The organism is Pantoea sp. E956-1 (assembly GCF_982223955.1).
The window spans coordinates 467,152-490,308 of the sequence record NZ_CEUYZP010000002.1; the positions used below are offsets into that span (position 1 = coordinate 467,152).

The 23,157-nt window shown below is 57.0% G+C and carries 22 protein-coding genes; 15 read left to right on the forward strand and 7 right to left on the reverse strand.

Going from position 1 to position 23,157, the window contains the following annotated elements; translation table 11 throughout:
• Positions 1-19: 19 nt before the first annotated feature.
• The 3 genes from pyrC to grxB form a co-directional block, all read right to left on the reverse strand.
• Positions 20-1,063, reverse strand: a complete 1,044-nt coding sequence (gene pyrC, locus AC0T7J_RS09720) for a dihydroorotase (RefSeq protein ID WP_473793746.1) — start codon at positions 1,061-1,063, stop codon at positions 20-22.
• Positions 1,064-1,196: 133 nt separating this feature from the next.
• Positions 1,197-1,760: a lipoprotein gene (locus AC0T7J_RS09725; RefSeq protein WP_010246390.1), complete on the reverse strand. Its 564-nt coding sequence runs from the start codon at positions 1,758-1,760 to the stop codon at positions 1,197-1,199.
• Between the two features lie 114 nt (positions 1,761-1,874).
• A complete protein-coding gene (gene grxB / locus AC0T7J_RS09730; RefSeq protein ID WP_473793748.1) occupies positions 1,875-2,522 on the reverse strand; it encodes a glutaredoxin 2 in 648 nt (215 codons plus the stop codon).
• 299 nt (positions 2,523-2,821) lie between these two features.
• On the opposite strand from grxB, the gene rimJ reads away from it, so the two are divergent.
• From rimJ to murJ, 4 genes are all read left to right on the forward strand, one after another.
• Entirely contained in the window at positions 2,822-3,412 is a 591-nt protein-coding gene (rimJ, locus tag AC0T7J_RS09735; protein WP_473793750.1) for a ribosomal protein S5-alanine N-acetyltransferase, read from the forward strand.
• Positions 3,413-3,428: 16 nt separating this feature from the next.
• Positions 3,429-4,067: a YceH family protein gene (locus AC0T7J_RS09740; RefSeq protein WP_473793752.1), complete on the forward strand. Its 639-nt coding sequence runs from the start codon at positions 3,429-3,431 to the stop codon at positions 4,065-4,067.
• 1 nt (position 4,068) lies between these two features.
• Positions 4,069-4,989, forward strand: a complete 921-nt coding sequence (locus AC0T7J_RS09745; RefSeq protein ID WP_473793754.1) for a Gfo/Idh/MocA family protein — start codon at positions 4,069-4,071, stop codon at positions 4,987-4,989.
• A gap of 122 nt (positions 4,990-5,111) precedes the next feature.
• Positions 5,112-6,650, forward strand: coding sequence for a murein biosynthesis integral membrane protein MurJ (gene murJ / locus AC0T7J_RS09750; protein WP_473793756.1), 1,539 nt, complete (start codon positions 5,112-5,114; stop codon positions 6,648-6,650).
• 698 nt (positions 6,651-7,348) lie between these two features.
• Here the strand turns inward: murJ and flgN are convergent.
• The 3 genes from flgN to flgA all read right to left on the reverse strand — a co-directional run bounded on the left by flgN (position 7,349) and on the right by flgA (position 8,858).
• On the reverse strand, positions 7,349-7,780 hold the full coding sequence (gene flgN, locus AC0T7J_RS09755; protein WP_473793758.1) for a flagellar export chaperone FlgN: 432 nt from the start codon (positions 7,778-7,780) through the stop codon (positions 7,349-7,351).
• A gap of 5 nt (positions 7,781-7,785) precedes the next feature.
• The gene (gene flgM / locus AC0T7J_RS09760) at positions 7,786-8,094 is read right to left on the reverse strand and encodes a flagellar biosynthesis anti-sigma factor FlgM (RefSeq protein ID WP_473793760.1); all 309 of its coding nucleotides are present in this window, start codon (positions 8,092-8,094) and stop codon (positions 7,786-7,788) included.
• 104 nt (positions 8,095-8,198) lie between these two features.
• Entirely contained in the window at positions 8,199-8,858 is a 660-nt protein-coding gene (gene flgA / locus AC0T7J_RS09765) for a flagellar basal body P-ring formation chaperone FlgA (RefSeq protein WP_010246373.1), read from the reverse strand.
• Between the two features lie 154 nt (positions 8,859-9,012).
• On the opposite strand from flgA, the gene flgB reads away from it, so the two are divergent.
• The 11 genes from flgB to flgL all read left to right on the forward strand — a co-directional run bounded on the left by flgB (position 9,013) and on the right by flgL (position 18,987).
• Positions 9,013-9,426: a flagellar basal body rod protein FlgB gene (gene flgB / locus AC0T7J_RS09770; protein ID WP_003849889.1), complete on the forward strand. Its 414-nt coding sequence runs from the start codon at positions 9,013-9,015 to the stop codon at positions 9,424-9,426.
• Positions 9,427-9,428: 2 nt separating this feature from the next.
• Complete coding sequence (flgC, locus tag AC0T7J_RS09775; protein WP_013357440.1) at positions 9,429-9,833, forward strand: flagellar basal body rod protein FlgC; 405 nt, start codon at positions 9,429-9,431, stop codon at positions 9,831-9,833.
• Positions 9,834-9,845: 12 nt separating this feature from the next.
• The gene (gene flgD, locus AC0T7J_RS09780; protein WP_031592458.1) at positions 9,846-10,520 is read left to right on the forward strand and encodes a flagellar hook assembly protein FlgD; all 675 of its coding nucleotides are present in this window, start codon (positions 9,846-9,848) and stop codon (positions 10,518-10,520) included.
• A gap of 26 nt (positions 10,521-10,546) precedes the next feature.
• On the forward strand, positions 10,547-11,803 hold the full coding sequence (gene flgE / locus AC0T7J_RS09785) for a flagellar hook protein FlgE (RefSeq protein ID WP_473793764.1): 1,257 nt from the start codon (positions 10,547-10,549) through the stop codon (positions 11,801-11,803).
• A gap of 20 nt (positions 11,804-11,823) precedes the next feature.
• Positions 11,824-12,579: a flagellar basal body rod protein FlgF gene (locus tag AC0T7J_RS09790; protein ID WP_010669843.1), complete on the forward strand. Its 756-nt coding sequence runs from the start codon at positions 11,824-11,826 to the stop codon at positions 12,577-12,579.
• Between the two features lie 17 nt (positions 12,580-12,596).
• Positions 12,597-13,379, forward strand: coding sequence for a flagellar basal-body rod protein FlgG (gene flgG / locus AC0T7J_RS09795; RefSeq protein ID WP_003849881.1), 783 nt, complete (start codon positions 12,597-12,599; stop codon positions 13,377-13,379).
• A gap of 60 nt (positions 13,380-13,439) precedes the next feature.
• Positions 13,440-14,150, forward strand: a complete 711-nt coding sequence (locus AC0T7J_RS09800; protein WP_029518984.1) for a flagellar basal body L-ring protein FlgH — start codon at positions 13,440-13,442, stop codon at positions 14,148-14,150.
• Positions 14,151-14,159: 9 nt separating this feature from the next.
• Complete coding sequence (locus AC0T7J_RS09805) at positions 14,160-15,269, forward strand: flagellar basal body P-ring protein FlgI (protein WP_031592460.1); 1,110 nt, start codon at positions 14,160-14,162, stop codon at positions 15,267-15,269.
• On the forward strand, positions 15,269-16,231 hold the full coding sequence (gene flgJ, locus AC0T7J_RS09810) for a flagellar assembly peptidoglycan hydrolase FlgJ (protein ID WP_473793767.1): 963 nt from the start codon (positions 15,269-15,271) through the stop codon (positions 16,229-16,231). The genes AC0T7J_RS09805 and flgJ overlap by 1 nt, the downstream gene beginning before the upstream one ends.
• 123 nt (positions 16,232-16,354) lie before the next feature.
• Positions 16,355-18,007 (forward strand): flagellar hook-associated protein FlgK, encoded by a 1,653-nt coding sequence (flgK, locus tag AC0T7J_RS09815; protein WP_473793769.1) that lies wholly within the window; start codon positions 16,355-16,357, stop codon positions 18,005-18,007.
• Positions 18,008-18,021: 14 nt separating this feature from the next.
• Positions 18,022-18,987: a flagellar hook-associated protein FlgL gene (gene flgL, locus AC0T7J_RS09820; RefSeq protein ID WP_473793771.1), complete on the forward strand. Its 966-nt coding sequence runs from the start codon at positions 18,022-18,024 to the stop codon at positions 18,985-18,987.
• 331 nt (positions 18,988-19,318) lie between these two features.
• Here the strand turns inward: flgL and rne are convergent, their stop codons facing one another.
• On the reverse strand, positions 19,319-22,777 hold the full coding sequence (gene rne / locus AC0T7J_RS09825) for a ribonuclease E (RefSeq protein WP_473793773.1): 3,459 nt from the start codon (positions 22,775-22,777) through the stop codon (positions 19,319-19,321).
• Positions 22,778-23,157: the final 380 nt, after the last annotated feature.

Sequence of the window (23,157 nt, forward strand, 5' to 3'; positions counted from 1 at the left end):
AGGCCGGAGGCAAGGAAAATTATGCGATGCGCCAGTTCAGCGTTTCACCCGCCAGGAACGGCACCAGTGAGTGGCTGCCGAGCGCGATGGACTCGGGCACCTGCCAGGGCTCACGCACCAGGGTAATCGTCCCTTCATTCAGCGGCAGGCCGTAAAAACGTGGGCCATTCTCTGAACAGAACGCTTCAAAATGTTCCAGCGCGTTCAGCTCTTCAAAAACGGTGGCGTAAGCGGGTAATGACGCTGGCGCATTAAATACGCCTGCGCAGCCGCAACTGGCCTCTTTGAGATGACGCAGATGCGGTGCTGTGTCAGTGCCGAGGAAGACGCGCGGATGACCACTCGCCACTAATTTGCGCAACGCCTCCTGATGCACGTTGCGCTTAAGAATCGGCAGGCAGTAGAGGTGAGGACGAATCCCGCCCACCAGCATGTGGTTGCGGTTAAACATCAAATGCTGCGGGGTAATGGTCGCGCCCAGCGTCTCATCGGCGGCGGCAACATATTCCGCGGCGTCCTGAGTGGTAATGTGCTCCATCACTACTTTCAGTGCCGGAAACTGGCTGCGCAGCGGCATCATGACCGTTTCGATAAACCGGGCTTCGCGATCAAAAATGTCGACATGCGCATCGGTGACTTCGCCGTGGATCAGCAGCGGCATACCGAGCTTCTGCATCCGCTCCAGCACGCGGGCAATCGAGGCGATATCGGTAACGCCATGGCTGGAGTTCGTCGTGGCGTGCGCCGGATAGAGCTTAGCCGCGGTAAACAGACCCGAGGTGAAACCGCGCTCAAGCTCATCAGGATCAAGCGAGTCGGTCAGATAGCAGGTCATCAACGGCGTAAAGGCGTGATCGGCGGGCAGCGCCGCCAGGATACGATCGCGGTACGCTTCACCCGCTGCCACGCTGGTCACCGGCGGCACCAGGTTAGGCATCACAATGGCACGACCATTCACCGCGCTGGTATAGGGCAGGACCGTGTTAAGCATCTCATCGTCGCGCAGATGAATATGCCAGTCGTCAGGGCGACGCAGGGTAAGTTGCTGAGGTTGTGCTGTCATCAGTGAAGCTCCGGCAGAAGGGAAACAAAAGGCGTGTTTTGGCCGGGGTATAAGCATAAGGATTCAGGCAACCGTTTGCACCTGCTTTTTATGCTGATAAAGAAAATCCGCGCCAGGGGCGCGGATAACGGCGTTACTGCGTAAAGGGAATAACCAGTTCGCCAGGTTTCACTTCCAGTCCTTTGGCAAATTTCTTCGCCAGCGATTCGCCTTTACTGCGGTCAGCGCTGAGCACGTAAGCGGGCTTTTGATCAAAGTAGTTTTTCAGCGACTGATTCAGGTAAGGCGTCAGCGTTTTCATAATGGAGGCCATTTTTTCCGGAGCGACCTGCGCATCAACAATTTCCAGATCGCGCAGATAGATTGCACCCTGCTGCTGGTCATAGACCGGCTGAGCACGCATCTTCAGTTGCATATCGGCCTGTTGCGGACCAAACAGTGACGTTACGTTGATTTTGGCGTTGCCAGAGAGCGTCACTTTACCTGGCTCTTCACGGCCAATCTGACTGGTCAGGTTGTTCAGGACGATGTGCGCATTAACCAGCCCGGAAACGCCAATATCTTTCTCATAGTTATTGTGCTTCTGCAGCGCCTGGTTTACTTCCTGTTCGCTGATGGTGTATTGCGTCAGTTGATTACAGCCGCTCACCAGCAGCGCGATCAACAGGGCAGTCAGCCCGAAAAAAGCCTTTTTCATCAATCTTTATCCTGAATATCAGAGCCAATAAACAGGCCATAGCCTGCCTGAATGCGTGGCGGGTGTCATCAGGAAAGAGATGAGAAACGCCTCAGCGTCTCTCATCGGGAGAGGTCAGTGAGCGACGGAGGAGAGCAGATTCACCTGGGTCTGTTTGGCCATGTTATCGCGGTAGTCAGCGACCCGGCTCGGCCAGTCGATACCAGCCACCAGCGTCAGAGAGCGCAGCAGCGGGAAGAGATTAAAATCATCTTCGGACAGCTCGCCATTCACCGCATTGGGCTGGACGATTAGTTTGTCAAGCTTGCGCAGATCATCGCTGACGTTTTTAATCAGGCCGGCAGAATGACTTTTCAGCGTGTCGAAATCACCGATGCTCGCCTGTTTTTTGTTGCGGAAATAGTCACGTGCCTCCGGCGTCGCGAATTCGGCAAACGCCGCCTCTGCAATGCGCGGCAGCAGCAGTTTATTGACATAGCTGTTCATATGACGCAGCCAGTCGCCGAGCGCAGGATTCAGCGCGCCGACGATCAGCGGCTCGCCATCCTGTTGATCGACATAGTGTACGATCTCCATGCTCTCGGGCATCGCGCTGCCATCCTGTTTCTGCAGAATGGGTGCCATTTTCTGTCCGATCAGTCGTTTCGGCGTCTCTTCATCATCGTTGAGCATGACCACCAGCTCAACCGGCTTGTTTTTCAGGCCAAAAATCATTCGCGCTTTAACGCAGAAAGGGCAGTGGTCGTAGATATAGAGCTTCATCCTGATCTCCCGGGTTTTACAGATTTAGTGTTTGACAGAGTGAATCGACTCACCCTGTTTTCGGGTTCATAAAAAGTATGGAAGAGATTACCTCACAGGGCAAACCTGGCTGTCAGGCGCGCTGCAGGATCCGCTGCTGAAGCTGCCTGCACTGTTGGTAATCCGTTGTGCTATCCGAGCAGAATCAACCTCTTTATCGCCAGACCGCTGTAACGTTTTACCGCAACGCAGGCGGCGGTTATAGTGAAAGCCGGGTTATGACGGCTCATCTCTATCAGCCATTGATTTCAGGAGTCAGGATGTTTGGCTATCGTTCTGCCGCGCCCAGGGTGCGATTAACCACCGATCGACTGGTGGTCCGTCTGGTTCACGAGCGTGATGCCTGGCGAATGGCAGATTACTACGCGGAAAACCGCCTTTTTTTAAAACCCTGGGAGCCGGTGCGCGATGACAGTCACTGCTATCCCTCAGGCTGGCAGGCGCGGCTCGGGCTGATTTCCGACATGCATAAGCAGGGTTCGGCCTTCTATTTCGTTTTAATGGACAACAATGAAACCGAAGTGAGGGGGGTGGCGAACTTCAGCAACGTGCTGCGCGGATCCTTTCATGCCTGTTACCTCGGCTATTCTCTGGGTGAAAAGTGGCAGGGACAGGGGTTCATGTTCGAAGCGTTGCAGGTGGCTATCCGCTATATGCAGCGTCAGCAGCATATTCACCGCATCATGGCTAACTACATGCCGCACAACCAGCGCAGCGGCGATCTGCTGGCGCGACTCGGTTTTGAGAAAGAGGGTTACGCGAAAGATTATCTGCTGATCGACGGACGCTGGCAGGATCACGTGCTGACAGCCTTAACCCTGCGGGAATGGACGCCTGACCGGCGTGGATAATATTGAGGATGTGAGCATGAAGATGACTTTATCGGCGCAGGCGATGCGTGTGCTGGGCTGCCTGCTGGAGAAGCAGGTCACCACGCCGGAACAGTATCCGCTGTCACTGAATGGCGTGGTGGTTGCCTGTAACCAGAAATCGAACCGCGAGCCGGTGATGGAGCTGAGCGAAAGTGAGGTACAGGATCAGCTCGATCAGCTGGAAAAACGGCATCTGATTACCGCCAGCAGCGCCGCCGGGCAGCGGGTCGTGAAATATGAGCAGCGTTTCTGCAACTCCGCGTTTGGCACGATAAAGCTAAACAGCGCAGAAGTCGCTCTGCTGACGCTGCTGTTACTGCGCGGGCCCCAGACGCCAGGCGAACTGCGTACCCGCAGCGGTCGTCTGCACGAGTTCAGTGATGTCAGCGAAGTTGAGCACACGCTGGAAGGATTGATGCAGCGCGACGACAGCGCTCAGGTGATCCGCCTGCCGCGTGAAGCTGGCAAGCGCGAAAGCCGCTTTATGCATCTGCTGGGCGATGAGCGAGACCAGTCGCAGGCCGCAGACGCGTCGGAAGAGCAGGGCGATCTGGCGGCGCGGGTCGCAACGCTGGAACAGCAGGTTGCAGCGCTTCAGACACAACTCACCCAACTGCTGCAACCGGAGAGCTGAGATGACCTTACGTATTGGCGTAGTGGGATTAGGCGGTATTGCGCAGAAAGCCTGGCTGCCGGTGCTGTCGGCGGCGACGGACTGGACCCTGGCAGGGGCGTTTTCCCCGAACCAGGCCAAAGCCCGGCCGGTCTGTGACAGTTATCGCATGCCATGTTTTGGTTCGCTGAATGAATTAGCCGCTGCCTGCGACGCGGTCTTTGTCCACAGCAGCACCGCCACGCACTATGACGTGGTCAGGGCGCTGCTGCTGGCAGGAAAGGATGTCTGCGTCGATAAGCCGCTGGCTGAAACCCTGGAGCAGGCTGAGGCGCTGGTGGCGCTGGCGGAAAAACGGCAGCGTAAGCTGATGGTGGCATTTAACCGTCGGTTCGCCCCGCGCTATCAGCAGCTGCGGGCAGAGATGGCGGACGCCGCTTCTCTGCGGATTGAAAAGCACCGTAGCGACAGCGTCGGGCCACAGGATCTCCGCTTTACTCTGCTCGACGACTACCTGCATGTGGTGGACACCGCTCTCTGGCTGGGCGGGAAACCCTTTCGCCAGGTTCAGGGACGCATCGACACCAACGAACAGGGGCAGATGCTCTATGCCGAGCACCATTTCGCTGTTGAGGGCTTGTCGATTACCACCAGCATGCACCGGCGCGCAGGCAGCCAGCGCGAGCGGGTCAGCGCAGTATGTGACAGTAAGTGCATCGACATCAGTGAAATGCGCGACTGGCAGGAAGAACGGCGTGACGGGCTGCTGATTACGCCACCGCCCGCGTGGCAGAGTCATCTGACCCAGCGCGGTTTCAGCGGTGCGGCTCGCCATTTCATCGACTGCGTACAAAATCAGACGAAGCCTGAAACCAGCGGTGAGCAGGCGCTGATGGCGCAGCGTGTGGTGGAAAAATTGTGGCGTGAGGCGACGCAGGAATAACGCCTTGTAACACTCCGTGCTGGTCATTTCCCTCCGTGGCAGTAGACTGTCGCCGGGCATCTTCTGGGTGCCCGCGCTAATTCTCCTTTTTTGCCGATTCTTTTCAGGATGCGCCGTCAATTATGAATTTGTTAAAATCGCTGGCAGCGGTCAGTTCTATGACCCTGTTTTCCCGCGTACTGGGCTTTGCCCGTGATGCCATCGTGGCGCGGGTGTTTGGCGCCGGAATGGCGACCGATGCGTTCTTTGTTGCGTTTAAGCTTCCCAATCTGCTGCGGCGTATTTTTGCTGAAGGCGCCTTTTCTCAGGCCTTCGTGCCCATTCTGGCTGAATATAAAAGCAAGCAGGGCGAAGAGGCGACGAAACTGTTCCTGGCTTACGTCTCGGGCCTGCTGACGCTGGCGCTGGCGCTGGTCACGGTGGCGGGCATGATTGCTGCGCCCTGGGTCATTATGGTGACGGCACCCGGCTTTGCCGACAGTCCCGATAAGTTTGCGCTCACCAGCTCGCTGCTGCGGGTGACCTTTCCCTACATTATGTTGATTTCGCTGGCGTCACTGGCGGGTGCAGTGCTGAATACCTGGAACCGCTTCTCGGTACCGGCCTTTGCACCGACCCTGCTGAACGTCAGCATGATTGGCTTTGCGCTGTTTGCCGCGCCGCACTTCCACCCACCGGTAATGGCGCTGGCCTGGGCCGTCGTGGCTGGCGGCGTGCTGCAACTCGGCTATCAGCTGCCACACCTGAAGAAACTCGGGATGCTGGTGCTGCCACGCCTGAATCTGCGTGATGCGGGTGTCTGGCGGGTCATGCGTCAGATGGGACCAGCCATTCTGGGCGTTTCTGTCAGTCAGATCTCGCTGATCATTAACACCATTTTCGCCTCGTTTCTGGTCTCAGGTTCGGTCTCCTGGATGTACTACGCGGACCGCCTGATGGAGTTCCCCTCGGGTGTGCTGGGCGTGGCGCTGGGCACCATTCTGCTGCCGTCGCTGGCCAAAAGTTTTGCCAGCGGCAACCATGATGAATATTCCCGGCTGATGGACTGGGGTCTGCGCCTCTGTTTCCTGCTGGCGCTTCCCAGCGCGGTGGCGCTGGGCATGCTCTCCGGCCCGCTGACCGTGGCGTTGTTCCAGTACGGCAAATTCACCGCCTTTGATGCACTGATGACGCAGCGCGCCCTGATTGCCTACTCCGTCGGACTGATGGGGCTGATCGTGGTCAAGGTGCTGGCCCCAGGCTTCTATTCCCGTCAGGACATCAAAACGCCGGTTAAAATCGCGATTATCACGCTGATCATGACGCAGGTGATGAACCTGGCATTTATTGGTCCGCTGAAACACGCCGGTCTGTCACTGTCGATTGGGCTGGCAGCCTGTCTGAATGCGTCGCTGCTCTACTGGCAGTTGCGTAAGAAGAATATTTTTATGCCGCAGCCGGGCTGGAGCAGTTTCCTGATCCGCCTGCTGATAGCCGTAGTGGTGATGGCAGGCGCGCTGTTTGCCATGCTGCAGTGGATGCCAGACTGGGAGCAGGGATCGATGCTGTGGCGGCTGCTGCGTCTGGCCGCGGTCTGTGGTGTGGGCGGCGGGGCCTACTTCCTGGCGCTGGGGCTGCTGGGCTTCCGGCTGCGCGACTACGCGCGTCGCACCGCTGTGTAAGGTTTGCCACAATGAGTAAACTTAACTCCCTGTGAAAACACAATTTCAAAGCGAATCGTAACCGAGGGCCTAAATCAGGCCATAAAAAAATCCCGCATCAGGCGTAATGCCAGTCAGTTAAGCGGCAGGTGATAACGCAGTCTGGTGCCGGACAGGGGCTGGCGGTCCTCGCGCCGCTGCGCGGTCCCTTCACTTCATTCGCCTGCCTGACGGACCGCCGGGGATGGCACATCCTGTGCCGCCCCGCCTTTCGCCCGCGTCCTGCGGGCTCTCCTGGCAGACTCATTCTGTTCAGCGCTGCGGATTGCCTGCCCCTGCCCGGCACCGGCCTGCTCTGAAACTTCAGTGTGTATTGTTAAAAAGGGCACGAGAGTGAAGGCCTGAGCGCCTCTGCTGCTGAAAGGGCTATCCGCAGCGCTGAGGCGTGACGGTGGGCCAGAAGTCCACGCCGGGAAGCGTAGACAGTTCGGGGCCGGCCAGGCAGGGCCCCGAACGGTTCGTCGGCACGACGTCAAAGCCGAAGGAACCGCGTGAGCGGCGCGAGGACGGCCCGGCAGCAGCAGAGGTGCGCTGGCCCGCACTGCGGCACGCTCGCCCGGAAAAAAAGCTGCCACGTTTGACCGAGACAGCCTTTACAAATCTAATCTTAACTGACCAGCATTACGCACCAGGCGGGATTTTTTTCGCTACTATCCGGTTCAGGCTTTGCGACTTAACGTCGCCTGGCCTTTACCCATCCCATCCGGGCCGTAAAAGGCCTGGGTCTGATGCGGCTTCAGCACATTGAGCGCATCCTGGGTGTAGCGGATCTGGTGTTGCAGCAGCAGGCCGTTATGAACATTGGCATCCTGCAGACGACGGCTATGCTGCTGGATAGTGTCCCAGCGGCGCGCCATGTCGTTCTGACCACGATAAGGTGCCGATGTCGCCTGACTCTGCTCAGCGGTGCGGCGCATCTCATCCAGATAGTTCAGCGTACTGAGCAGTGCGCTTTTATCTTCGGTAATGCGCTGCAGCAGATTGCTGTTAATGTTTCCTGCGGCCAGCTGCTGCTGCTCTTCTTCCAGCACGGCTGAGAGCGACGCCAGCACGTCCTGCATCTTATCTAAGGTGGTCTGCAAATTACTCATGGGAACTAATTACCCTCTAAATACGCCTTGGTGTCGGCAATCAGCGCATCGGCGATTTTGCCGGTATCCATCTTCAGTTCGCCATTACGAATGGCGGTTTTCAGTTGTTCAACGCGCTCGACGTTAATATCTTTGCTGCTCGGCTGCATCAGCTGCGACTGCGCGCTGCTCAGGCTGACCTGGGCTGCTGCAGGGGTCGTGGCTGCTGCCACCGGGCTGGCGCTCTGGCGCACTTTGTTGTTGCCAGGCTCACTGTTGTCGCGGCTCTGTACGGTGCTGGCGGGTTTCAGAGGTTGCGTTCTGTCAATGCTCATGTTCGGGCTCCTGTACGGTCAGGGGAAGTCTGCCACCTGAATCAGAATAGCGTTATCGCTTCGTTGATTCTTCTATCGGCAGCACTACTGTCTTCTTTAACACTTTACAGCGTTATAAGAATATTCCCATCCTCGCGTACCTTACCGCTGACAATCTGGCCATTTCCCATCCTGACCCGGACCGACTGCGATCGGGCGGCGTTATTCAGCGCCTTGCCCTCACCGCTGGCGTCAAAGCCGTCACCGCTGGCAATCACCATCACATTCTGACCGGCCTTAACACGCCACGGCTGACGCAGCGTGGAGGGATTAATCGGCTGTCCTGGCTGGATATCGCGCAGCACCACAGCATCTGCGACCGAGTCTGCATTCAGCAGGGCGCGGGCGGGCAGAGTATCAAGGCGGCCGGTCTGCAGAGTGAAATCGCTCTCGCTCACGCTACTGCCCTGGCTCAGCAGCCGGTTCGCCACCAGATAGGAACCGGTGACCTGTACCTGTACCTGGATATAACGGCGGTTCTCACCACAGTTTGCCGCCACACTCATATTGCCCCACAACCGGCTGTTGCCGGGCAGGGTGAACTGTGGCGCCTCACAGGCTGGCCACTGTTCCTGCGGTGTGCGTACCACCACGACCATGCCGTCAGCATGCTGGGCGTCACGCGCTTTAAAAAATTGATTCAGTTGTGCATTGAGATCCCCGGCGGAAACCGGCAGGGCGATCGCGACCAGCAGACTGGTCAGCAGGGTCAGATATCGACGCATTGTGCATTTCCTCACTGATGATGGCGACGAGTGTACCCCTTAAGAAAAATCCTTAATTGTCAAAATAGCGGTCATTTGAGGCCTTATTCAGACGATGACCCCTTGCATTTTAAAATTAAGATGCGAACTCGAAATTCTCATACGCGGAGGAAACATGCTCGACAAACTGGATGCGGCGCTGAAATTTGGTACGGAGGCCCTCAACCTGCGTGCTCAACGTCAGGAGATCCTGGCGTCAAATATTGCCAACGCCGATACCCCTGGTTATCAGGCCCGGGATATCGACTTTGCCAGCGAGCTGAGTCGGGTGATGTCCAATGGTCGTGCGGAAGGCAGCAGCATGGCGTTAAAAGTCACGTCAGCTCGCCACATTGAAGCACAGACAAACGGCGCGCCATCGATGGATATGCTTTATCGCATTCCTGACCAGCCTTCTGCCGACGGCAACACCGTAGATATGGACCGTGAGCGTACGCAGTTCGCGGATAACAGCCTGAAATACCAAACCGACCTCACTCTCATCAGTAGCCAGATCAAAGGCATGATGAGCGTGTTACAAGGACAATAATTATGGCCTTGCTGAATATTTTTGACATTGCCGGTTCAGCGATGACCGCGCAATCACAGCGATTAAACGTCAGTGCCAGTAACCTGGCGAACGCCGACAGCGTCACCGGCCCCGATGGCAAGCCTTACGTGGCAAAGCAGGTGGTTTTCCAGACCGATGCGGCGCCAGGCTCAGCGACCGGCGGCGTGAAAGTGGCAAGAGTCGTGGATGACCCTACACCCGCGAAGCTGGTCTATGACCCGGGCAATCCGATGGCAGATGCCAAAGGCTACGTGAAGATGCCGAACGTGGATGTGGTCTCTGAAAGCGTCAACACCATGTCGGCGTCACGCAGCTACCAGGCCAACGTCGAAGTGCTTAACACCGTGAAGTCGATGATGATGAAAACCCTGACGATCGGGCAATAACGGAGAAAAATTATGGCTATCGCGGTAGGCGTTAACGAAAGACTGGACCCCACGGTCCTTAGCTCTTCTAACACCAGTGGCACCGGCAACAATGCGCAGGATCTGCAGAATCAGTTCCTGACCATGCTGGTGACGCAGTTAAAGAACCAGGATCCAACCAATCCAATGGATAACAGCCAGCTCACCACGCAGCTGGCACAGATCAATACCCTGAGCGGCATTGAAAAACTGAATACCACGCTGGGATCGATCTCCGGCCAGATCAGCACCAGCCAGTCGCTGCAGAGCTCCACGCTGATTGGGCATGGCGTGATGGTCAATGGCGGACAGATTCTGGTAGGCAACGGCACCACAACGCCATTTGGCGTTGAGCTGGCCTCCGCCTCAACCGGCACATCGGCAACCATTAAAGATGCCAGTGGCACGGTGATCGACACCGTCGATCTGGGCGCGCTGAGCGCTGGCGTGCACACCTTCTCGTGGGACGGCAAGCTGACAGATGGCTCTGTCGCCCCGGATGGTAAATACAGCGTTGCGATTGCTGCAAGCAATGGCAACGCACAACTGGTGGCACAACCGCTTAACTACGCCTACGTCAATGGGGTGAGTACTGCGAACAACACCACAAAACTGGATCTCGGCACCATGGGCTCCGCCACCCTTGACGACGTACGTCAGATTCTCTGATTAACCTGTAGACAGGAAACAAACACATGTCATTTTCCCAAGCGGTCAGCGGCCTTGGTGCTGCTTCAAGTAACCTTGATGTCATCGGTAACAACATTGCCAACTCCGCCACTGCGGGCTTTAAATCGAGCACCATCGCGTTTGCCGATATGTTTGCCGGTTCTAACGTCGGCCTCGGCACCAAAGTTGCTGCGGTAATCCAGAACTTTAACGATGGCGCCACCACCACGACCAGCCGTGGCCTGGATGTTGCGCTGAGCGGTAACGGTTTCTTCCGTATGACCGACAGCAGCGGCGGCGTCTTCTATTCACGCAATGGTCAGTTAACGCTGGATGCCAACCGTAACCTGGTCAACACCCAGGGTCTGAACGTGACCGGCTATCCGGCCAGCGGTTCACCGGCCACTATCCAGGCAGGTGCTAACCCGGTGGCACTGCGTATTCCTACCGAGCAGATGCCAGCCCGCGCGACCACGACCGCCGGTCTGGTTGCCAACCTGAACTCAACGGATACCACACCATCCGTGACCACCTTCTCGACGGCGAACGCAGACAGCTACAACAAGAAAACCACGGCAACCGTGTTCGACTCGCAGGGTAATGATCACGCGCTCGACATGTATTTCGTGAAAGACACCACCAGCAACAGCTGGACCGTGCGTACCATTGATGGCAACACCGGCAGTTCAGCGGGTGACTTCAGAATGGCGTTTGACACCAGCGGTAAGCTGACCAGCGTTTCTAAGCTGGATGCCACCGGCGCTGTCGTCAGCACGACTAACGATGGCACCGTCGGCCTGACGCTGAACGTGGGCGGAGCGAATGGCGCAGTCGCCAATCAGCCGATCAACCTGAGCATGCTGGGCAGCCTGCAGCAGAACACCGGCAGCACCACCTTTGGCAGCCCGACCCAGGATGGTTATGCACCTGGCGATCTGACCAGCTACGCGATCAATGATGACGGCACCATCACCGGCAGCTACTCAAACCAGAAAACCCAGCTGCTGGGTCAGATTGTCCTGGCGAGCTTCTCTAACCCGGAAGGTCTGCAGTCTCAGGGCGACAACGTCTGGTCTGCGTCAAGTGCATCCGGTCAGGCAGCAATCGGTCTGGCGAATACCGGCACCTTTGGTTCACTGACGGCTGGCGCACTGGAATCTTCCAACGTCGACATGAGTAAAGAGCTGGTGAACATGATCGTCGCGCAGCGTAACTATCAGGCGAATGCGCAGACCATTAAAACTCAGGACCAGATTCTCAACACGCTGGTTAACTTACGTTAATTCGCTAACAGGATTGCCATATGGATCACGCGATATATACCGCGATGGGCGCGGCCAGCCAGACGCTGGATCAGCAGGCGGTTACCGCCAGCAACCTCGCCAACGCCTCTACACCGGGTTTTCGTGCGCAGCTGAATGCGCTGCGCGCTGTGCCGGTGAGTGGCTGGTCGCTGCCAACCCGTACGCTGGTCGCCGCCTCGACACCGGGCGCCGACATGAGTCAGGGCGCGATGGATTACACCGAGCGTCCGCTCGATGTAGCGGTGCAGCAGGATGGCTGGCTGGCGGTGCGTACCGCTGACGGCAGCGAAGCCTATACCCGCAACGGCAATATGCAAATCAGTCCGACCGGTACGCTGACGGTTCAGGGCAATCCTGTGATGGGCGATGGCGGTCCGATTGTGATCCCGCAGGGCACTGAAATCACCATTGCAGCCGACGGCTCGATCACCGGGCTGAATGCCGGTGATTCGCCGAACGCCACGGTTCAGCTGGGCAAACTGAAGCTGGTCAGGGCAACCGGACAGGAGCTGCAGCGCAGTGATGACGGCATGTTCCGGCCTACTGCGTCGACGCAGGCGACCCGCGGTGCCGCGCTGCAGGCTGATGCCACTATGCAGGTGATGCCTGGCGTGCTGGAAGGCAGCAACGTCAAACCGGTAGAAACCATGGTCGATATGATCGCCAACGCCCGACGTTTTGAGATGCAGATGAAAGTCATCACCAACGTCGACGAAAATGAACAAAAAGCCAACCAGCTTCTGAGCATGGGCTAAGGCACAAGGATAACAACATGATTCGTTCTTTATGGATCGCTAAGACCGGTCTTGATGCGCAGCAGATGAACATGGACGTCATTGCCAACAACCTGGCAAACGTCAGCACCAACGGTTTTAAGCGTTCGCGTGCCGTGTTCGAAGATCTGATGTACCAGACTATGCGCCAGCCGGGCACCCAGTCATCTGAACAGACAACGCTGCCATCTGGTTTGCAGATCGGTACTGGTGTACGTCCGGTGACCACTGAACGTCTGCATACGCAGGGCAACCTGTCGCAGACCAGCAACTCAAAAGATATCGCCATTAACGGCCAGGGTTATTTTCAGATTCAGATGCCGGATGGCACCTCTGCTTATACCCGTGACGGCGCGTTTCAGGTTGATCAGAACGGCCAGCTGGTGACCAACTCCGGTTTCCCGGTACAGCCAGGCATTACCATTCCGGCTAACGCCACCAGCATCACGGTGTCGCGTGACGGTGTGGTCAGCGTGACGCAGCAGGGCCAGGCTCAGGCCGCGCAGGTCGGTCAGTTAACCCTGAGCACCTTTATGAATGACGCCGGTCTCGATAGCGTGGGTGAAAACCTCTACAAGGAAACGCAGGCATCGGGCGCTCCGACGGACAGCACGCCAGGCCAGAACGGCGCGGGCCTGCTCTATCAGGGCTATACCGAAACCTCGAACGTTAACGTAGCGGAAGAACTGGTCACCATGATTCAGACGCAGCGCGCCTACGAAATCAACAGCAAGGCGATCAGTACCTCTGATCAGATGCTGGCGAAATTAACTCAGCTTTAATCCCGAACAGGGCCAGCGCGTGCTGGCCTGAATGACAGACATTAATAAGGTCGTGACGCCGTGGCGAAGCAACAGATTCTCAAGCCTGGACATTGGTTAGTCGCCTCGTTGCTGCTAACTCTCAACGGATGTGCCCTGGTCCCGCGTACCCCGCTGGTCGAAGGTGCAACTACAGCGCAACCAATGCCGTCCGCGCCACCGGTGGTCAACGGCTCTATATTCCAGGGCGTCGCACCGCTTAACTACGGCTATCAGCCGCTGTTTGAAGATCGCCGTCCACGCAACATTGGCGATACCCTGACCATTACGCTGCAGGAAAACGTCAGCGCCAGCAAGAGCTCCTCAGCCAATGCCAGCCGCGATGGCAGCAACAGCTTTGGTGTGAGCGCGGTGCCGACTGGTCTGGCAGGCCTGGTGGGTGCAGGTGGTGAAAAAGCCAACCTCAGCGCCGAAGGCAAAAATGATTTCGCAGGTAAAGGCGGCGCATCCGCCAATAACACCTTTACCGGCACCATTACCGTCACCGTGGATCAGGTGTTGTCAAACGGCAACCTGCACGTGGTCGGTGAAAAACAGATCGCCATTAATCAGGGCACGGAGTTCATTCGCTTCTCGGGCGTGGTCAACCCACGCACCATCAGCGCCAGTAACGCCGTGTTATCTACCGCTGTCGCCGATGCACGTATTGAGTACGTCGGAAATGGTTACATCAATGAGGCGCAGACCATGGGTTGGTTCCAGCGTTTCTTCCTGAACATCTCGCCGATGTAAGAGGTTTCAATGAAAAAGTTAACGCTGTTACGCGCCGGGCTGGCGCTGCTGCTAGGCTTCAGCCTGCTGGCAAAAGCCGATTTGATTCGTGATTTAACCACGGTACAGGGCGTTCGTGATAACCAGCTGCTGGGCTACGGCCTGGTTGTGGGGCTGGATGGCACCGGTGACCAGACTACCCAGACGCCATTTACTACCCAGACAGTGAGCAACATGCTGTCGCAGCTTGGTATTACCGTTCCCACCGGGACCAACATGCAGCTGAAGAACGTGGCGGCCGTCATGGTCACCGCAAAACTGCCCTCGTTTGCCCGTCAGGGACAGAACCTGGATGTGGTGGTCTCGTCACTGGGTAACGCCAAAAGCCTGCGCGGCGGCACGCTGTTAATGACGCCGATGAAAGGGGTCGATAACCAGGTTTATGCGCTGGCGCAGGGTAATATCCTGGTCGGTGGCGCGGGTGCGTCAGCGGGCGGCAGCAGTGTTCAGGTTAACCAGCTGAACGGTGGCCGTATCACCGGCGGTGCAACCGTTGAGCGTGAACTGCAGAGCAACTTTGGTACGCAGAACACCATTAACCTGCAGCTTAACAGCGAAGATTTCTCGATGGCGCAGCGAATTGCTGATGCCATTAACGCCCGTGGCGGTTACGGCGCAGCGCAGCCGCTGGATGCCCGTACCGTGCAGATCCGCGTATCGCCTAATAATGGTGCGCAGGTGCGTCTGCTGGCTGAGATCCAGAACATTAATGTGTCGATTCCGGTTGAAGATGCCAAAGTCATCATCAACTCCCGTACCGGTTCGGTGGTCATGAACCGTGAAGTGACGCTGAATCAGTGTGCTGTAGCGCAGGGCAACCTGTCGGTGACGGTTAACCAGCAGCAGAACGTCAGTCAGCCTGATACCCCACTGGCCGGTGGTCAGACGGTGGCAACGACGCAGACGCAGATCGATCTGCGCCAGACCGGCGGTGCGCTGCAACGCGTCAACGCCAGCGCCAACCTGAACAACGTGGTGCGTGCGCTGAATGCGCTGGGTGCGTCACCTATCGAACTGATGTCAATTCTGCAGTCGATGCAGAGTGCCGGCTGTCTGCGTGCCAAACTGGAAATTATCTGATGGCTGATATGCAATCTCTGACGAGTTCGGCTTTCGACAGCCGTTCCCTGAATGAACTGAAACGCCAGGCCAGCAACGATCCGAAAGGACAAGCGTTGCAGGTGGCGCGTCAGGTCGAAGGGATGTTTGTACAGATGATGCTGAAGAGTATGCGCGAGGCGTTGCCGCAGGACGGCATTATGGGCAACGAGCAGACCAAACTCTTTACCTCTATGTATGACCAGCAGATTGCACAGGAGATGGGGAAACGTGGCCTCGGCCTGGCGGAAACCATCGTCAAACAGATGCAGCCCGCCACCGCGCCGGATGAAAAAGCCGGTACGGTGCCGATGAAGCTGGATAACAGCTTTATTCTCAGCACCAGCGGGGCAACGCCACTGCCCGCACAGCAGCTGGAGCAGATTGTGCGTAAGGCAATGCCGCGTCTGCCGCCGGTCGCTTCACCGACGGGTCTGCCCAGTGACAGCCGCGAGTTTATCGCCCAGCTGACGCAACCGGCCCAGGCTGCCAGCCAGCAGAGTGGTATTCCTCATCACCTGATTCTGGCGCAGGCTGCGCTGGAGTCGGGATGGGGCCAGCGTCAGATCCTCACCCGCGACGGCAAACCGAGCTACAACGTGTTCGGGATTAAAGCCAGCGGCGACTGGAAAGGTGACACCACCGATATCATGACCACCGAATATGAGCAGGGTGAAGCGAAGAAAGTGCGTGCCAGCTTCCGCGTCTATAACTCCTATTTCGAGGCGCTGACCGACTACGTCAAACTCCTGACCAAAAACCCTCGCTATGCGGCGGTAACGAACGCCTCAAGCGCAGAGCAGGGAGCGCAGGCCTTACAGGCGGCCGGTTATGCCACCGATCCAAAATATGCGCAAAAGCTGGTGGGAATGATTCAGCAATTCAAAAGTCTGGGCGACAAAGTCGTCAAAGCGTACAGCCAGGATATGGGTGACCTGTTCTGATCATTGCGCCTCAAGTTTTACTTTAGCAAGCCGATAACATCCCTATAGCCAGAAGCGTTTTCGCCTGCTGGCGCCCACTCTGATGTCTGCCCGCACGGTTGACGGGGAACGTAAGGAACCGAGATGTCCAGCATAATTAACTCCGCGATGAGCGGATTGAGTGCCGCGCAGGCCGCTCTGAGCACCACCAGTAACAACATTTCCAATTACACCGTGGCGGGCTATTCACGTCAGACCACGGTACTGGCGCAGGCGAACAGTACCCTGCAGGGCAATAGCTATTATGGTAACGGCGTGAATATCACCGGTGTACAACGTGAATATGATGCATTTATTGCCACACAGCTGCGCGGTTCCAGCGCGAACTACAGCGCGGTAAGCACCCAGCACAGCCAGATTTCTAACATTGACGATCTGCTGTCGACCTCGACTACCAGCCTGTCGACCTCGCTGCAGGGCTTCTTTACCAACCTGCAGAACGTGGTCAGCAACGCCAACGATCCGTCGGCGCGTCAGTCGATGCTCAGCAATGCGCAGGGGCTGGTCAGCCAGTTCCAGACGTCAGCGCAATACCTGAATAATATGCAGAACAGCGTCAATGCCGATGTCGATTCCAGCATCAAGCAGGTCAATACCCTCACCAGCCAGATTGCCGATCTGAATAAACAGATTGGCAAACTGAGCACGGCAAACGGTGCTGCACCTAACGATCTGCTCGATAAGCGCGATCAGCTGGTGAACACCCTGAATGACGTGGTTGGTGTGACGGTATCGCAGCAGGATGGCGGCGGTTACACGGTCGCGATGGCCAATGGCCTGACGCTGGTGAACGGCGACAAATCTCACGATCTGGTGGCGATGCCCTCCAGCAGCGATCCGACCCGCACCACCATCGGCTATGTCGATAAACAGGCGGGCAACGTCGAAATCCCGGAAAAGCTGATCACCACCGGTTCGCTGGGTGGTCTGCTGGCGTTCCGTACTCAGGATCTGGATCTGGCACAGAACCAGCTGGGTCAGTTAGCGGCGGCGTTTACCACCAGCTTCAACGATGTCCACAAGCAGGGCTTTGATAGCAAAGGCAATCAGGGCGTCGATTTCTTTAATATCGGCAGCCCGATTGTGGTGGGCAACAGTAAAAACAGCACCGCCGCGTCCGTCACCGCTGAGTGGACCGATACCAGTGCACTGAAAGCGTCCAACTACACCGTGAGTTATGACGGCAATAACTGGACCGCGACCCGCGCCTCAGACAGTACGGCTGTTACCATCACGCCTGGTACCGATGCCAGTGGCAACACCACGCTGAGCTTTGACGGCCTGAAACTGACCGTCGCCGGCACGCCTGCACCTGCTGCCAAAGACAGTTTCCTTGTGAAGCCGGTCCAGAACGCTATCAACGATATGTCAGTCGCGATCACCAGTGAATCGCAGGTCGCCGCCGCGGGTGCAGCAGGCGGCGAGAGTGATAACCGTAATGCGCAAAAACTGCTGAATCTGCAGGATGTGAAACTGGTCGGCGGCAACGCCACGCTGTCTCAGGCCTACGCCACCATCGTCAGCAGCGTGGGTAACAAAACCAGTTCACTGGAAACCACCAGCACCACTCAGAAAAGCGTGGTCAGTCAGCTGACCCAGCGCCAGCAATCGGTCTCTGGGGTAAACCTCGATGAGGAGTACGCCAACCTGACCAAATATCAGCAATATTACATGGCCAATGCGCAGGTGCTGCAGACTGCCAGCACCGTGTTTAATGCATTGATCAATATTCGCTAAGGGCAGGAGATAACATGCGAATCAGTACCAATATGATTTTTGAGCAGCAGGTGCGCGGCATCACTGACTCACAGGCCTCCTGGCTGAAATCAGGCCAGGAGCTTTCCAGCGGTCGCCGTGTGAATAATCCTTCGGACGATCCGATTGCCGCTTCTCGTGCTGTCGTGTTGTCACAAACCCAGCAGCAGGGCAAGCAGTATGAGCTGGCGCGTACCTTTGCCGAGCAGGGGCTGTCACTGGAAGAGAATACGCTGAAAGGCGTCACCGATGGGATCATTGCGGCGCAAGGGCTGATCGTCAACGGTTCAACCGGTACGCTGAGCGACGATGACCGTGGTTCGATTGCTACCCAGCTGGAGGGTATCCGCGCCCAGTTGCTGAACCAGGCAAACAGCCAGGATGCCAATGGCCGCTATATTTTTGCCGGTTATAAAACTGACAGCCCGCCATTTGTGGATGCGGCGGGTACCGGCGTCGGCTACGCAGGCGGCACCGATGCGATCACTCAGAAGGTCGACACCAGCCGTACCATGACCGTGGGCCATACCGGTGACAATGTCTTTATGGCGATCTCCGGCAATGCCACCAAAGAGCCGGATGGCAGTGCCAGCGAAACGAACGTGTTTACGATGCTGGATAGCGCCATTGCCGCACTGAAAGTGCCGCAGGATGATGCTGACGCGGCAACCAAACAGACCTTCCAGGCGGCGATGGATAAAACCAACCGTGGCCTGGGTAACTCGCTGAATAATGTCTTAACCGTGCGTTCTGAGATTGGTATTCAGCTTTCAGAGATCGATACGCTGAATGCCCAGGGCGATGACCGTAGTGTGATTTACAGCTCGCAGATGAGTGACCTGGTTAACGTGGATTTAACCGAAGCGGCTTCGAACTACACCATGCAGCAGACGGCATTACAGGCGTCTTATAAGACCTTTACCGACATGTCTAAGATGTCGCTGTTCCAGATGAACTCGTAGTCTGACCTGAAATTTTGAGCGTACTTTAACCGGATACGCTTACTTTTTCCCACCCTGCCGCTAAAGGAGGGTGGGATTTTTTTGCCTGCGATTCAGCCGGTGGCGGGAACCATAGAAATTAAACCGGCTTAATTTACATCGCAGGCTGCTCGCATGGCAGTCCTGCTTTCACGCTTTACGCTTTCACACACGCCACCCCACACGCACTTTCCTGAGTGCTGATAAACGAGAAGGGGAAGGCTGATTATCCTCTGTCAGCAGGCGGGCAGAATCGCAGGCATAAAAAAACCCCGGCTTGCAGGCCGGGGTTCAGTTCACAACAGCTTATGCGTTACGGCTTGGTCGCCGGGGCAGTGGCATGATGTGTGGCGCTATGACCACCCGCAGAACCGCGACCGTCGAACTCATAGGGCGCACGCACCCAGTCACTGTGCGGTGCCGGTTCTGACTGCCAGACTGGCGCAGGCGCTTTAGTCATCGGCGCAGAGGCAAAATGCTTCCAGCGCGTACCGTCATTCGGCACTGAGGCAGTTGCAGGCACGGATGCCGTTGCAGGCACTGATACAACAGGTTCGGCCGCAGTCACCGGTGCTGCAGGGGCGACATCGCGTGCGGCTACCGGAGCATGAGGTTCACGAACAGGCACTGTTTCAGCTTCTGCAGCGACCGGCGCATTCAGAACTTCTTCAACTTCTGCTGCGATCGCTTCGCTGACGTCGGTAGCCGATTGCTCAGCAACCTCTGCAGGCTGTGCTTCTTCTGCAACCGCTGCAGGCTGTGCCGTCTCAACCGCTGGTGTCACAACCGGCGTTTCAGTGACAGGCTCAGCAGGCACGGCTTCGGCTGCTACTGCTTCCGCTTTTGCTTCATCTGCCGCCGGAACAACGGAAGGCTGCTCGTCAACAGGCACGTCGATAGCACGGGTATCGTCAGTGTTCACGACCGGCACTGGCGTTTCTGCCTGCGGCTCGGCCTGTTGCACTGGCGCTTCCTGAGCAACAGATTCAACTGCGGCAGCAACGGGCAGCGCACTGGCAGCGTCTGCTGTCTCTTCGCGGTTGTACGCTGGCGTCTCGTGAGTCACATTCTGAACCTGCTCTTCGCTGGCCTGGCTCACCGGGTAACGGATCCAGACTTTACCGGATGCCATCTCTGGTGATGCAGCTGCAGCGGCCAGCGGCATGGCTGACTGAGTCGGATAACGCTCATCACGGTAACGACGACGACGCTGTCCGCTGACGCGCAGATGACGAGGCGAACGACGTGAACGACGCGGCATATTGGCGTTATCACGGTTATCGTTATCATCCTGCTCTTCACCCTGCGGTGCCTGGAACTCAGGCTGCGGCTGAGCCACGTCTGTCTGCTGAGGCTGAAGCATTTCAGCCGGCTGGGCAAAATCGCTGGCTTCGGCTGGCATAGGTGGACGGTTATCATCAACACGCACCTTCTGGTTCAGCTGACGCGGCTTGCGACGCGGCATAACCTGAACGCGCTCATCATCCTGCGGCTCGGTCACGTCCGGAACGTCGGCTACCACTACCGGCTGCTCAGCCACTTTGGCAGCTTCTTCACCGGCGCGTTTCTCTTCCTGACGACGACGCTGACGCTCAGCACGCTGTTCACGGCGCTGTTGCTGCTGCTCATCACGCTGCTGGCGCGCTTCTTCGCTCAGTGCCGGACGCTCTTCACGCACTTCACCAGACTGGGACTGACGCTTATTGCGGCGATTATCGTTGCCCTCGCGCGGCTCGCGATTCTCACGTGGCTCGCGACTTTCGCGCGGTTCACGACTTTCACGAGGTTCGCGGTTTTCACGCGGCTCACGGCTTTCGCGTGGTTCACGGCCTTCACGCGACTGCGCGTTATCTCCGTTACGCGGCGTACGCTCACGGCGATTATTGTTACGACGGTTGTTATTGTTGCTGCGGCGCTCGCCACGGCCGTTGCCGTTTTCCTGCTCGCTTTCCGGTGCTTTCTGCGGCTCTGCAACCTCAGTGGCCACGGGTGCGGCGGCAGGGGCTTCTTCGCCTGCGAACATTTTTTTCAGGCCACCAAGCAGACGGCCAAAGAAGCCGGTGCTGACGGTAGCAGGCGCAGCCACAGTGGGTGCTGCTTTTGCGGCTGGCTGGGCTTCAGCGCGCTGCGCTTCTGGCTCAACTTCTACCGGTGCCGGAGGCGCATCAGGCATCACAAACGCGGCCAGAGCAGGCTGCTCAGGACGACGACGTTCAGCGTGTTCCTCTTCCGACGGCATCGCCATTTCGGCTTCATGCAGCTTCGGCAGATGATAGCTCAGGGTCTGCGTCTCTTCGCCTTTGCGCACGCGCAGCACGGAGTAGTGTGGGGTCTGCATCTTGTCGTCAGGAACGATGATAGCCCGCACGCCACCCTGGCGTGTTTCAATAGCGTTAACCGCTTCACGTTTTTCATTCAGCAGGTAAGAGGCCACCTGAACCGGAACAATGGCGTGAACTTCTTTGGTGTTGTCTTTCAGCGCTTCTTCTTCAATCAGACGCAGGATCGACAGCGCCAGTGATTCGTTATCACGGATGGTGCCGGTGCCGCTACAGCGTGGGCAGACGTGATGACTGGATTCACCTAATGACGGGCTCAGACGCTGACGGGACATCTCCAGCAGGCCGAAACGTGAAATGTGGCTGATCTGAATGCGGGCGCGGTCCTGACGGACAGCTTCACGCAGACGATTCTCAACCGCGCGCTGATGGCGTACCGGCGTCATATCGATGTAATCGATAACGATCAGGCCGCCCAGGTCACGCAGACGCAGCTGACGAGCAATCTCATCGGCCGCTTCAAGGTTGGTGTTGAACGCCGTCTCTTCGATATCACCGCCGCGCGTTGCACGTGCTGAGTTGATATCGATAGCGGTCAGCGCTTCGGTACTGTCGATCACAATCGAGCCACCGGAAGGCAGGCGGACTTCACGCTGGAAAGCGGATTCGATTTGCGATTCGATCTGATAGTGGCTGAACAGCGGGATTTCACCGGTGTAGAGCTTAATTTTGCTGCTGAAGTCCGGACGGCCCAGCGCAGCGATATGCTGACGCGCCAGTTCCAGTACTTTCGGGTTATCGATAAGGATTTCACCGATGTCCTGACGCAGATAGTCGCGGAAGGCACGCACAATCACGTTACTTTCCTGATGGATCAGGAACGGAGCAGGGCGGTTTTCAGCGGCTTTTTTGATCGCTTCCCAGTGTTTGAGACGGAAGCTTAAATCCCACTGCAGCGATTCGGCTGATTTACCGACGCCCGCAGTACGGACAATCAGGCCCATGCCTTCCGGCAGTTCCAGCGCCGACAGGGCTTCTTTCAGTTCGGTACGATCGTCACCTTCGATGCGGCGAGAGATACCGCCTGCACGTGGGTTATTCGGCATCAGTACCAGATAGCTGCCCGCCAGAGAGATAAAGGTGGTCAGCGCAGCGCCTTTATTGCCGCGTTCTTCTTTATCGATCTGAACAATGACTTCCTGACCTTCACGCAGCACGTCTTTAATATTCGGACGACCATGCGCGTTGTAGCTGGAGGGGAAGTATTCGCGGGAGATTTCTTTTAACGGGAGGAAACCGTGACGCTCTGCGCCGTAATCGACAAACGCAGCTTCAAGGCTGGGTTCAATGCGAGTGATTTTACCTTTGTAAATGTTGGCTTTTTTCTGCTCGTGTCCAGGACTTTCAATATCCAGATCGTACAGACGCTGACCGTCAACCAGGGCAACGCGCAACTCCTCCTGCTGAGTTGCGTTTATTAACATTCTTTTCATCGTGACTTACTCGTTATTCTTTCATGAGTGATTACAGCTGCGGGCATAGTTATCCTGGACGAGTATCAACCGATGGCCCCGTGACTTAGTGCAATGTCGTCAACCTCACGGCTGTCGACCGCGCGAGGGGCGCAAATAACGTCGGTGGCCTGTTTTTCATAAGGGAAAACAGCACCAGATAGTGGAAATGCCTGAGAGAATAAAGAAAACCCGTGCATCCCATACTGTTGTCCAGGCCGCAACCCGCAGCCCGCTAAGTGCCTGATTTCGCATTACGTCTTACGCCATTGCTGCGTGTCTGCTCAATCCGGCAAAATGACAATTTCGCTCTTTTTCTGCCCTGAAATGCAACAGGCAAGAAACTCAAGCATTATTCCATT

Excerpts from the sequence above, each read along its gene's own strand:
- flgA (WP_010246373.1), bottom strand. The coding sequence starts at position 8,858 with ATGCGTCGATATCTGACCCTGCTGACCAGTCTGCTGGTCGCGATCGCC.
- flgM (WP_473793760.1), bottom strand. The coding sequence starts at position 8,094 with ATGAGCATTGACAGAACGCAACCTCTGAAACCCGCCAGCACCGTACAG.
- murJ (WP_473793756.1), top strand. The coding sequence starts at position 5,112 with ATGAATTTGTTAAAATCGCTGGCAGCGGTCAGTTCTATGACCCTGTTT.
- AC0T7J_RS09740 (WP_473793752.1), top strand. The coding sequence starts at position 3,429 with ATGAAGATGACTTTATCGGCGCAGGCGATGCGTGTGCTGGGCTGCCTG.
- AC0T7J_RS09725 (WP_010246390.1), bottom strand. The coding sequence starts at position 1,760 with ATGAAAAAGGCTTTTTTCGGGCTGACTGCCCTGTTGATCGCGCTGCTG.
- flgG (WP_003849881.1), top strand. The coding sequence starts at position 12,597 with ATGATTCGTTCTTTATGGATCGCTAAGACCGGTCTTGATGCGCAGCAG.
- pyrC (WP_473793746.1), bottom strand. The coding sequence starts at position 1,063 with ATGACAGCACAACCTCAGCAACTTACCCTGCGTCGCCCTGACGACTGG.
- flgE (WP_473793764.1), top strand. The coding sequence starts at position 10,547 with ATGTCATTTTCCCAAGCGGTCAGCGGCCTTGGTGCTGCTTCAAGTAAC.
- rne (WP_473793773.1), bottom strand. The coding sequence starts at position 22,777 with ATGAAAAGAATGTTAATAAACGCAACTCAGCAGGAGGAGTTGCGCGTT.
- flgN (WP_473793758.1), bottom strand. The coding sequence starts at position 7,780 with ATGAGTAATTTGCAGACCACCTTAGATAAGATGCAGGACGTGCTGGCG.
- AC0T7J_RS09745 (WP_473793754.1), top strand. The coding sequence starts at position 4,069 with ATGACCTTACGTATTGGCGTAGTGGGATTAGGCGGTATTGCGCAGAAA.
- flgL (WP_473793771.1), top strand. The coding sequence starts at position 18,022 with ATGCGAATCAGTACCAATATGATTTTTGAGCAGCAGGTGCGCGGCATC.
- flgD (WP_031592458.1), top strand. The coding sequence starts at position 9,846 with ATGGCTATCGCGGTAGGCGTTAACGAAAGACTGGACCCCACGGTCCTT.
- flgC (WP_013357440.1), top strand. The coding sequence starts at position 9,429 with ATGGCCTTGCTGAATATTTTTGACATTGCCGGTTCAGCGATGACCGCG.
- flgB (WP_003849889.1), top strand. The coding sequence starts at position 9,013 with ATGCTCGACAAACTGGATGCGGCGCTGAAATTTGGTACGGAGGCCCTC.
- flgK (WP_473793769.1), top strand. The coding sequence starts at position 16,355 with ATGTCCAGCATAATTAACTCCGCGATGAGCGGATTGAGTGCCGCGCAG.
- flgJ (WP_473793767.1), top strand. The coding sequence starts at position 15,269 with ATGGCTGATATGCAATCTCTGACGAGTTCGGCTTTCGACAGCCGTTCC.
- grxB (WP_473793748.1), bottom strand. The coding sequence starts at position 2,522 with ATGAAGCTCTATATCTACGACCACTGCCCTTTCTGCGTTAAAGCGCGA.
- AC0T7J_RS09805 (WP_031592460.1), top strand. The coding sequence starts at position 14,160 with ATGAAAAAGTTAACGCTGTTACGCGCCGGGCTGGCGCTGCTGCTAGGC.
- rimJ (WP_473793750.1), top strand. The coding sequence starts at position 2,822 with ATGTTTGGCTATCGTTCTGCCGCGCCCAGGGTGCGATTAACCACCGAT.
- AC0T7J_RS09790 (WP_010669843.1), top strand. The coding sequence starts at position 11,824 with ATGGATCACGCGATATATACCGCGATGGGCGCGGCCAGCCAGACGCTG.